Genomic DNA, 9,471 nt, shown 5'->3' with positions numbered 1-9,471 from the left:
AATCGCGGTACAGAAGAAACCCCCGGCCCGGCTGCAACCGGACCGAGGGCCAGCAACCCGAAGGCTGCCGTGTGGTGCTCCCAACACGGTTTCTCTTGCCGGAGGGTGTTCTGTGGCCCGCACTCCCAAGCCCTGGTTCCGGGCTGATCGCAACGCGTACTTCGTTACAATCAACGGCGACCGCCACAACCTCGGCTCCGATAAGGCCGAGGCGGATCGGCTCTTCCATGAGCTGATGGCGGTCAAAGACCTCCCCGCTCCCACAGTTCCAACCGGTCCCACCACCGTCGAAATCTTCGACAAGTTCCTCGACTGGTGCGAGAAGCACCGGGAGAAGCGGACCTTCGAGTGGTACCGCGACCACATCCAAGACTTCCTGAATTTCTCCCCCGCTGTCTGCCGCCAACCCGTGGCCGACCTGAAACCGTTCCACGTCGTCGAATGGGCGGATTCGCACGAGGATTGGGGACCGGCTTACCGGCGGGGCGGAATCGTTGCCATCCAACGGCCCTTTAACTGGGGCGAAAAACTCGGCTACATCCCGGCCACCCCAATTAAGCACATCGAAAAACCGAAGCCGAACCGCCGAGAGAATGCCGTCTCTCCCGCCGACTGGAAGAAGATCAAGGCCCACTACCCTCCCGGTGATCCCTTCGCCCTTCTGCTGGAGTTCTCGTGGGAGAGCGGGTGCCGCCCCCAGGAGTCGAAGCGGATCGAGGCCCGCCACGTCGAGTTCGGCCGCGAGCGGGTCGTGTTCCCGGCGGAAGAGGCCAAGGGCAAGAAGCGGCCCCGGGTGATCCACCTGACCCCACCCGCCCGATTGATTCTCGCCGTCCTGGTGCGCGACAACCCGACCGGCCCGGTGTTTTTAAACGAGGATGGCGTGCCGTGGACCGCTCAAGCGATGTCGTGTCGGTTCGGGCGACTCAAGAAGCACTTCGGGATCAAATTCGCAGCCTATGACTTCCGGCACGGTTTCTGTGAGCGGCTGCTGGAGAGCGGTGCTGACCACCTCACCGTCGCGGAGCTTCTCGGTCACGCGGACGGTAAAATGGTGGCGACCACGTACAGCCATTTGCACACCGCTGATCGCCACCTTCGGGACACGCTCAAGAAGGCATCTGGAGATGCTTCAGCGTGACCGCCTTTTTGCGGGCCGGGGCCTTTGCTGGTCCCGGCTCACTCTTCCCCACCTTGAACGTTGCGAGCGCGCCGTCCAAATCCTCTACCGAAACTCTGATGGTCCCGCGCTTCCCCTTCCGCCCGAGCCGCACGTGCGGGAGGGTGCCATCGGCGATCCAGGCGTAGATCAGTGATTCCGACACGGCGGCCCGCTCCGCCGCCTGCTTTACGGTGAGCACGTTACCCTCCGAAAAAGGAGGGGCGGTCCTTGCCCATTAATCCTTCAGACAACGGTTTCCGTCACTGCCGGGAATTCAGATCAGGAATCCCCGCTCCGTTTCCTGCCGTCTTCTTGGGTCAGCTTCCACACGCCCCACCCGATGATCGCGGGCAACGTGACGTAGCAGAAGATCTGAGTCATCAGAGCGAGTTCTTCCAGGTCCATGTGATGCTCCTCAGTTTTGCGAAGGTTCGATTGGTCCCCGCCACCCACCCTTCGCGTCGATGTACGCTTGAAAGGCGGTGAGGAGGTAGTCGGTCATCATCTCGTACCGGTCAGCCGGATTCATGCGCATCAGGTCCGGCAGAGCACGACAGATAAGGTCAGCTGATGCGCCCGCGACCGATTTCGCTGTTTCGTCACGGTCTATCACGTCGTTTCCTCTGAGGGGTTTGTGGCGGGATGCCGTTTTTGAGATAAAACTCCCGGTCCATTTGCTTGAGTTTCCGATGAAGCCGCCATTGAATGAACGCAATGCGTGCGACCACCACGATGGCGAACAGGAGCGAGCCGAGGAAGAACGTAATCCCCGGCCAGTAGGTACCGTCGGCGACACGGGCTCGGTCGAAGTCGTTAGCCGGCTCGAACCCGTGGATCGCAGCCCAGCCGAGTCGGGCCAGCAGTACCAGCCCGAGGATGATGCCGGCTACTGCTATGAACGAGTCATACATCCGACTCAGCACTGGATACTCCTCTACAACAGACCAAGTCGCCGTATCTTGTTGTCCATCATGCTTGCTTCTTCAAGGAGCGTGCTGGTGCCGTTTATGAACAGTGCGCCATCCATCGAGTTGGCAGAGCAAAACGCAACAACAACCAACCACGATGACGAAGGACCGTGGTATATCTGCCAGCTATACCCTTCCACCTCTCTGTTGCGCTGGTGCATGATTGCTTCCAGACCAGGATGAACGTCGCGGAGCCGGAATCTAGCATTGCTCGCGACGGACAAGATTGCATGCTCGTCATAATCGTCCAGCACTATCCCATAAGAATGACCATGGCATGAGAACCTGAATATGGCACGGTCTGGGAGCAAGGTTGTCGGCCGCAAGTCAAGCTGTTCGATCACTCGCCTGATCGACGGCTTAACGGGCCGAGTGCCAGATATACTGCCGAGGAGATTTTTCATGATTCGGTTGAACATGGGTTACCTCTCGATTTCTGGGGATTGTTCTTTACCCTTGTCCGACGCCTTTGCCTGTTGCTGCACTTGAGCCCGGATCTCAGCCAGCGGGCTTTTCAGTTGCCCCAGCTCCTGATTGGACACGTTCATGCCCTGCTCCGGGGCGATCTCGGACTGTTGATCTGCCGTTTCGGGCGTTTGTTCAGGATTCTGAGACTGTTGCGTTTCCTGTGAAATCTCCACCTCGGCTGATTTGTCAACCTTTGGGTGCATTCCGTTGTAAATCTCCTGTGGCACAGGGACTAAAGGTGTCCCTGGCTCACCTGCCCCCACTTGCTGCCCGAAGAACACCTGGTGCATGGTGTTGTTGACATCCTTGAGTGCCTCCCGAGCGATCCCAGGCAAGGACTGTTTGACCTCTGGCCAGATCGCCTTCCGACGTTCGGCAATGTGCTCAGTGACCTTTTGAGTCATACTGTACTTTGCGCGACTTCCTGTATTCGAGCGGCTGAGGCTTAGCGTGTAGACAGGCGCCGGCCCGTCCGAGACGATGGGGTTACCACACCACCCTCGCCCCGGACGGACGCGGCCATGCCATCATCGCATCCGCTACCCTCGTCGTGCCACTGGTTTTCGGTTCTCGCGGCGGCGTTAGACCCACGATCGGCTCCGCGGCTGGCATGGTTGCTGGTCGGAGCCGTTCTGGCTCGGGGCCGGCGCACCGTTACGACCTGGATTCGGTCCGCCGGGCTGAGCGATGAGTATCGCCCGTGCTACACCACGGTGGCCGCGCTTGGGGGCCGGACCGACCGCGCGGCGTCACACCTGCTGCGGGAGGTCGTGAGGCCCCTGGCGGCGGAGGCCAGACGGCTCACGTTGGCCCTGGATGACACCCCAACGGAACGATACGGGGCAACGGTACAAGGGGCCGGGGTGCACCACAACCCGACGCCCGGGCCGGCCGGCGGACCGTTCGTGTACGGGCACGTGTGGGTGGTCCTCGGGCTCCTGGCCCGGCACCCCTCTTGGGGCATCGTTGCGCTCCCGCTGCTGGCCCGGTTGTACGTGCGCCGCAAGGACCTTCCGGGGATCCCGGCGAGGACCCGGCCCGGGTTCCGGACCAAGCTGGAACTGGCCGTCGAGTTGGTGCGGTGGGCCGCCTCGTGGCTCGGGCACCTGGGCAAGCCCCTCTGGGTGGTGGCCGACGGGGCGTACGCCAAGGCCCCGGTACTCAAGCCCCTGCGGGAGCTCGGGGTGACGGTGGTGAGCCGACTGAGGAAGGACTCGGCCCTGTGGTCCGTGCCCGGCCCGCGGGCGCCCCACCAGCGCGGACCGAACCGGACCTATGGGGACCAGCGAATCGAGTTGGCCAAGCGAGCCGGACAGACCCGCGGGTGGGCCACCGGGACGTTCGACTTGTACGGGAAACCGACGGAGAAGAAGTACAAGACGTTCGTGGCCACCTGGCGCCCGGCCGGTGGGGCGATTCGCGTCGTTCTGGTGGACGAGCCCACCGGGTGGGTGGCGTTCTTCTGCACCGACACCGCCGCGCCGGTGGGCGACATCCTCGGAAGTGTCGCGAGTCGCTTCAGCCTGGAGATCGCGTTCCGCGATCTGAAAGAAGTTGTCGGGGCGGGTCAGCAGCAGGTGCGCCTCGTGCGGGCCAACGTCGGGGCGTTCCACGTGTGCCTGTGGGCGCTCACGATGACCGAAGCTTGGGCCTGGAATCGGGATGCCAAGGCGTTGGCCGGGCACCGGGCCGCAAGTCCATGGGACGACGGGGAACGGCGACCGAGTCACGCGGATAAGCGCCGCGCCTGGCGCCGTGAGCTACTGCGGAACGAAATTCAGGCGGTTCTGCGGCCCGGGATCAACGAGGCCGAATTACAAGTCGCCGCCGAACGACTACTCGACTTGGCCGCTTAATGGTGATGAAGTTGCGCAAAGAGCAGGTCATAGGCACCGGCTTGGATGACGGCGTTGATGCCTGTTCGGACGGTTGCTTGCTTTGCTCAGTCTGCTTGTTCTCTTCTGCCATGACACACTCCTTGACATGGGCGAATGGTGGTGGTAACGATCAGTCGTCACTGGCCTCCAACCCGTGACCTGGTGATGGCTATCCTGAATCGAGCGCACTCATACGTGGATGGTCATCACTCACCGGACATCTGGCGGAAACGCTCCGCCTGAATGCTTTGCTTCTTCCGTTCGCTCACCATCAGCTCGATCTCGCGTTTCTCCCGTTCGATAATCAGTCCGAGTAGCAGTGCCGATGCGAGCCCGGAGAAGACCATCCCGAAGGCGAGAGGCGGGCTGATGTTCCCGAACACAGCTGTCACGAGCAGCCAGAAGAACACCTCGCCCATAACCTGCACGCTCTGTGATTTCGGGAACCAAACACTGAACCATGTGGTTCCCACATACTCCTCCACCTCCTGACTGCTGAAGCTCATCACCTTCTGAATCACCCATGTCAGGCAGAGGAACCCGGACACGGGGATAACCCATTGCATGCCTTTCTCGATCTGCATGACCGCTGCCGCGATTGGCAGGAAGAGCCCCGCTCCGGCTAGCTCCACCAGGCCGTGCGCACGCCGGCCCATCGCTCCCGGTTTGACCATCAGCACCCGACTAGGTGCGCTCATGAAGCGAAGTGCCAGCGTGATGAAGATCCCGATTCCTTCAGCGGTGAAGTAAGGGATTGGCTTCTGTTCTTCTTCTCGCATCGCTATCTCATTGTTGAAATTAGCGGCAGTACGTGATACTGAATTCCGTGACTGTGGCGGTGGTGTAATACCCAATCATTGCGCCTTGAAAGCGGTGGACCTCTCGGAGCAAGTCCTGAACAAATTCGCTGGTACCCAACCTGGCCCGCAGTCACTCGCGAAAATCGCACACGTGGTATGGCAATCCGTTGAACGTTCGTCCGGCTGAGATCATCACCGCCACGCCTCTGGGCAACGACAAGAACTCCTCGGGCCGGACGTGCGGGAGATACGTCTCGCTCCAATGCACCCCACCACCGCTCACGCCGAGTGCCTGGTCGTACCACCCCGTGGGCTTCTCACCGCCTTTGCCCCCGCCACCGCTGAACTGAAACGTCCGCTTCTGGCCGATGAGATCGGTAATTAATCTATTAGTCTCATGGCAGTTATTTCCAAACCCCAGAACCGTAGCGTGGTTGGCGATGAACGACATGGTCTCAGGCGTGGTGCCCTCACCCCCGAACGCCGTCTTGAGCCCGCTGACGTGCTGCGTGAGGTCGAAATGGATGAGCTTCTGCGAGCGCGCAACTGCCGTCACACTGGCATCCCATGAGGCGTGTACGAGCTCTTGACATTCATCTCTTACAAGCACAATAGCCTTATCCACCTGACGCGGATCGCGTCTGAGGGCGTGCTCCTGAAAACAGAACAGCCATATCGCTTGGAACATCTGGTTCGTGGGGTTGCGTGGCACGATGGGTGCGTCTAGCACGACGATCTTGCGTTCTCGCTCGATGGCATCGAAATCTACGGTCGTCTCGGTGTCAAACACGCCCCGAAATGCTCCGCTTGTCAGCCGTCCAACTGAGCCGGTCAGATCCGCTAGCGGGGCACTACGAGCCTTCTCGCCGATGCCCGCGAACGTCTGCATAAAAAACGTCAGCACGCTCTTCAGGTCGTGTTCGTCCTCCTTGCGGTAGTGCTCGGACGCATGGGCGATGAGTTGCGAGCACAGGCCCATCTTCCCTTCCACGAAGGCCTCGCTCGCCGCGACCTCCAAGCTGGGCGGGCTGGTCTTCACCACCATCATCAGGTCTTCAAGGGTGGGTTCGGAGCCCACTAGTTGTGGCAACCGGATGCCCATCTGTGTGGTCTCGGTAGTGAGTTGACCAAAGAACGGATCGTGCTTACCCTTCTCTCCGCGGGTGCCGATTTCCTTGACGCGGTCCAGGAACTCCGCCGCGCCGTAAGCGTCCTTGTACGAGAGCAGGTGCTTCAGCAGGTGGAGCTTGTGCGGCCCGTGTGGGCTGATTTTCATGAACCGGTGCTCGCACCCTACCTCTCGGCAGAGTTGGAGCACGGTTTCCGGTTCCGTTTGCTTCGCGGCCACGAACACCATCGGGTGCCCGGCCCTCATGAATGCCTTGAGGATGCCCCGCGTACTGAAACTTTTGCCGTTGCCGGTTGTCCCAAGCACCAGGACGTGTGCGCCCAACTCCTCGAGCGAGAGCGGAATCCCGGCGGTTTCAACCGGCTTTCGCCGGCGTAGGCGGTTCAGAATCATGTGAAGCCTCCAGTAAGGCCCCGGCCACGAGCACCGGGGCGTGAGTGTGTTCAGACTTGGTTACCTTCCCGTAGTTTTTTGATGGCGTTGATGATGACGATGACGTCATCAATGGCCCCCACGGGTCCGAAGACGATCTCAGGAACGAGGTCGATGGGCGAGATGACGTAAAGCAAAGTCAAAAGAATCAGCCTGACACGCCACATGATGGCGGCCTCCAAAACGAAGAGATTGAACTGCGGGGACTTACGAGAGGACAGCAGCGAGAGCGTCAGGCGGGATATCGCCGAGCTTGTTTAAGCGGGCGATAAGGGTTTTCAGGTGCTCCACCAGCGCGGCTGCGGCATTGACCGGTGGCAGCTCGAACGAGATCGTAAACTTCTTTTTCTTGGGCTGTTTGGGCTGTTTCTTGCCCTTCATCGAGTTCACGAGGGCAATGGCGTCGTCCTTCTTCAAACCTCCTTCCACGATCTTCCTGGCGGCTTCCCGTTTCATCTCCAGCGTGGGAAGCGTGGCCACGGCGTAGGCGGCATTGAAATCGAGCTTCTTGTCCAAGATCAGCTGACGCAGGTCTTCGGGCAGGTTCCGCACGGTGAGGTACTTACTCACGGTGGGCTGGGGGAGCCCGATCTTCTCGCCGGCCTCGGTCTGTGTGCAACCCTCCTCCTTAATGAAAAGCATGATGTCATTGGCGACCTCCAGCGGTGACATCGCTTTACGGATGACGTTCGCCGTTAAGCGGAGCTTGGCCTGCTCCGCCTTCGTAAACGGCCGGTCCACCTTCACAGCCTTCAGCTTGAGGCCCAGCAATTTACACGTTTCGTTCCTGATGAACCCGTCCAGGAGCATCTGCTTGTCAGGCAGCTCCGGGTGGACGCATACGATGGCGGGTTGCAGTTGTCCTCCGTTGGCCCGGAAGCTGGCCGCCATCGCCAGGACGTCCTCCGTGGTAACCGCGCGGTTGTCGGGAGGCGGCAGGCAGTCGAACGGGTTCAGTTCAATGATCTGCTGCATCATACGCTATTCCTCCTTTGGTGCGTTGTGGGCCAAAACAAGTTGCCAGAGATAGATGATGTGTATAGCACTTGCATGTGATGCAGCTTGTTGAAGCGCATCTTTGTGAGGCCGATCAGGTCGACGTAGCTCCATTGTCAGCATCCCAGTACGTGGCATGGCCCCGCCCGCGTGGACGAACCCGTATTTGGTCAATCGCCGAGCATTTTCAGGTGTTCCGCCGAAACTGATTAGACGAAGTCCAGGACCGGCGTATGGTTCAGGATGAGCTAGATACGCGATCTGCGCCATCAGTCCACGGAAGAGTTCCCATGCAGAGCTGTGACTGCTAATGCCTTTTTGCTTGGGCCGGTCATCACAAGACAGAATGAGCAGATCACGAGATGGCCACGCATAATCTGTAGTAGGGTCCAGATCATTGTCGCTTATTTCGCCATTTCTGAACCGGTCAGCCGCCGCTGGGTTTAGTGGAAGCACTATGCTCACACCCGAGACGGGGGTGTTAATCACGCGATCATTTATGTTCCACCAGCGGCGCATAAAATCTGTGAACTCTGCAGCGGTCCATTTAATAGCTTTTTCACCTTCTTCAAGTTGCTTTTCGAGAGAGAAATTAGCTCCGTCCCGTGCGGTAGTTCGTCCCACACTCCGCACAACATCGAACACACCTTCTTCGAGCTTCTTCGCACTATCGCAGAACGTAGTATCAGCACCGAAGACCTTGCCATGTAACCAACCGATCATCCCTTTGATCCCAACTTGCCACGGATTCACCTGCCGATAGCCACCGGGACTGGAAAGAGTCGGCTTTGCCGCGTCGATGACGAAAGGGTGCAGGTTTAGTTTTTGCTTCGTCCTTTCAAGCATTTCATCCGCAAAAGCATCGAGCATAGCCCAGGGCACCGCCTCTCCCCGCAGCATAGGCCTCCAATTCGTTTCTCTCGCCGAACGCCCATAGTCCTCCCGCATGATCTCGAACCACTTTGACTTCTTCGGGATTGCGTGTTCATGCTCTTTGAGAGCTGCAACGCCTTCGTCGCTAAGTCGTGCATGCGTGCGTCCCTTCTCGGCATCTTTAGCCACGTGATTTTCCTCCGAAGGTCAAGCTTTTCGTTCTTCGTAAAGCTATCTTAGCGCTTGTGTGGGTGTTGCACAGCAGTGACGAGTGCGCGCGCACTGCGACGGTTTGACAGCCGTGTGTGCTGCACAGCGGTTTGAATTGCAGTGAAACTAGATCCGAGGTGGAGAGAAGCAGCCCCCCTGCCAACAGAACGCACGGGTTCCGCTGGCAAGGAAGGCTCTGAAACTGAGTCGTCGGTCTCGGTTGTTGTCTGACGGAGGTGCTTACTTAGCGGGATCGCAGGTCAGCGGTCTCGATCCACTCCGCACAGCCCGGCGCTGGATGCGCCCTGACGGTACGATCGCACCGGACTTCTGACAATGGAGCCGGTGCAAGTGTCACTTACTGGAGGGTCTTCCTGCGGTGCCGCTGCCGGTCATGTTCCCGGCCTCCTTTTTTTTCGCTTGACGCGAACTCCCGATTTACGGCATAACTGATCTTGCAGGTATCAGTGCCCTATCTCTCCCGAGGTAGGGCACTTCTTTTTTACACGATACTTAGATACATTGCAATTCTTTTGATCCACCCTGCGACTAAATC

12 protein-coding genes are annotated in these 9,471 nt (G+C 59.4%); 2 read left to right on the top strand and 10 right to left on the bottom strand.

From position 1 onward, the window contains the following. Nucleotides 1-112: 112 nt before the first annotated feature. Complete coding sequence (locus J8F10_RS24460) at nucleotides 113-1,141, top strand: tyrosine-type recombinase/integrase (protein WP_210658385.1); 1,029 nt, start codon at nucleotides 113-115, stop codon at nucleotides 1,139-1,141. Here the strand turns inward: J8F10_RS24460 and J8F10_RS24455 are convergent. The 5 genes from J8F10_RS24455 to J8F10_RS24440 all read right to left on the bottom strand — a co-directional run bounded on the left by J8F10_RS24455 (nucleotide 1,110) and on the right by J8F10_RS24440 (nucleotide 3,002). Beyond that, nucleotides 1,110-1,361, bottom strand: a complete 252-nt coding sequence (locus J8F10_RS24455; protein WP_210658383.1) for a helix-turn-helix domain-containing protein — start codon at nucleotides 1,359-1,361, stop codon at nucleotides 1,110-1,112. The two genes, J8F10_RS24460 and J8F10_RS24455, sit on opposite strands and share 32 nt — an antisense overlap. An 80-nt stretch (nucleotides 1,362-1,441) precedes the next feature. After that, nucleotides 1,442-1,567, bottom strand: coding sequence for a hypothetical protein (locus J8F10_RS39995; protein WP_261363083.1), 126 nt, complete (start codon nucleotides 1,565-1,567; stop codon nucleotides 1,442-1,444). Between the two features lie 194 nt (nucleotides 1,568-1,761). Next, nucleotides 1,762-2,085: a hypothetical protein gene (locus J8F10_RS24450; RefSeq protein WP_210658381.1), complete on the bottom strand. Its 324-nt coding sequence runs from the start codon at nucleotides 2,083-2,085 to the stop codon at nucleotides 1,762-1,764. Nucleotides 2,086-2,096: 11 nt separating this feature from the next. Beyond that, the gene (locus J8F10_RS24445; protein WP_210658379.1) at nucleotides 2,097-2,291 is read right to left on the bottom strand and encodes a hypothetical protein; all 195 of its coding nucleotides are present in this window, start codon (nucleotides 2,289-2,291) and stop codon (nucleotides 2,097-2,099) included. A gap of 261 nt (nucleotides 2,292-2,552) precedes the next feature. Beyond that, nucleotides 2,553-3,002 (bottom strand): hypothetical protein, encoded by a 450-nt coding sequence (locus J8F10_RS24440; RefSeq protein ID WP_210658376.1) that lies wholly within the window; start codon nucleotides 3,000-3,002, stop codon nucleotides 2,553-2,555. A 117-nt stretch (nucleotides 3,003-3,119) separates the two neighbouring features. On the opposite strand from J8F10_RS24440, the gene J8F10_RS24435 reads away from it, so the two are divergent. Continuing rightward, nucleotides 3,120-4,454, top strand: a complete 1,335-nt coding sequence (locus J8F10_RS24435) for an IS701 family transposase (RefSeq protein WP_210652997.1) — start codon at nucleotides 3,120-3,122, stop codon at nucleotides 4,452-4,454. A gap of 227 nt (nucleotides 4,455-4,681) precedes the next feature. Here the strand turns inward: J8F10_RS24435 and J8F10_RS24430 are convergent, their stop codons facing one another. The 5 genes from J8F10_RS24430 to J8F10_RS24410 form a co-directional block, all read right to left on the bottom strand. Beyond that, the gene (locus J8F10_RS24430) at nucleotides 4,682-5,254 is read right to left on the bottom strand and encodes a hypothetical protein (protein ID WP_210658374.1); all 573 of its coding nucleotides are present in this window, start codon (nucleotides 5,252-5,254) and stop codon (nucleotides 4,682-4,684) included. A gap of 151 nt (nucleotides 5,255-5,405) precedes the next feature. After that, nucleotides 5,406-6,797: a hypothetical protein gene (locus J8F10_RS24425; RefSeq protein ID WP_210658372.1), complete on the bottom strand. Its 1,392-nt coding sequence runs from the start codon at nucleotides 6,795-6,797 to the stop codon at nucleotides 5,406-5,408. Between the two features lie 50 nt (nucleotides 6,798-6,847). Beyond that, the gene (locus J8F10_RS24420; protein WP_210658369.1) at nucleotides 6,848-7,003 is read right to left on the bottom strand and encodes a DUF1232 domain-containing protein; all 156 of its coding nucleotides are present in this window, start codon (nucleotides 7,001-7,003) and stop codon (nucleotides 6,848-6,850) included. Between the two features lie 40 nt (nucleotides 7,004-7,043). Continuing rightward, the gene (locus J8F10_RS24415) at nucleotides 7,044-7,814 is read right to left on the bottom strand and encodes a ParB/RepB/Spo0J family partition protein (RefSeq protein ID WP_210658367.1); all 771 of its coding nucleotides are present in this window, start codon (nucleotides 7,812-7,814) and stop codon (nucleotides 7,044-7,046) included. Between the two features lie 3 nt (nucleotides 7,815-7,817). Beyond that, nucleotides 7,818-8,894, bottom strand: coding sequence for a hypothetical protein (locus J8F10_RS24410; RefSeq protein WP_210658365.1), 1,077 nt, complete (start codon nucleotides 8,892-8,894; stop codon nucleotides 7,818-7,820). Nucleotides 8,895-9,471: the final 577 nt, after the last annotated feature.

The sequence above is a fragment of the Gemmata palustris genome, from assembly GCF_017939745.1.
Taxonomy (GTDB): Bacteria; Planctomycetota; Planctomycetia; order Gemmatales; family Gemmataceae; genus Gemmata; species Gemmata palustris.
Note: the sequence above shows the minus strand (reverse complement) of the source record. Positions and strands in the feature narration are given on the sequence as shown.

Coding starts and splice junctions, on each gene's coding strand:
- J8F10_RS39995 (WP_261363083.1), bottom strand. CDS start 1,567: ATGGACCTGGAAGAACTCGCTCTGATGACTCAGATCTTCTGCTACGTC.
- J8F10_RS24445 (WP_210658379.1), bottom strand. CDS start 2,291: ATGCACCAGCGCAACAGAGAGGTGGAAGGGTATAGCTGGCAGATATAC.
- J8F10_RS24440 (WP_210658376.1), bottom strand. CDS start 3,002: ATGACTCAAAAGGTCACTGAGCACATTGCCGAACGTCGGAAGGCGATC.
- J8F10_RS24435 (WP_210652997.1), top strand. CDS start 3,120: ATGCCATCATCGCATCCGCTACCCTCGTCGTGCCACTGGTTTTCGGTT.
- J8F10_RS24430 (WP_210658374.1), bottom strand. CDS start 5,254: ATGCGAGAAGAAGAACAGAAGCCAATCCCTTACTTCACCGCTGAAGGA.
- J8F10_RS24425 (WP_210658372.1), bottom strand. CDS start 6,797: ATGATTCTGAACCGCCTACGCCGGCGAAAGCCGGTTGAAACCGCCGGG.
- J8F10_RS24420 (WP_210658369.1), bottom strand. CDS start 7,003: ATGTGGCGTGTCAGGCTGATTCTTTTGACTTTGCTTTACGTCATCTCG.
- J8F10_RS24415 (WP_210658367.1), bottom strand. CDS start 7,814: ATGATGCAGCAGATCATTGAACTGAACCCGTTCGACTGCCTGCCGCCT.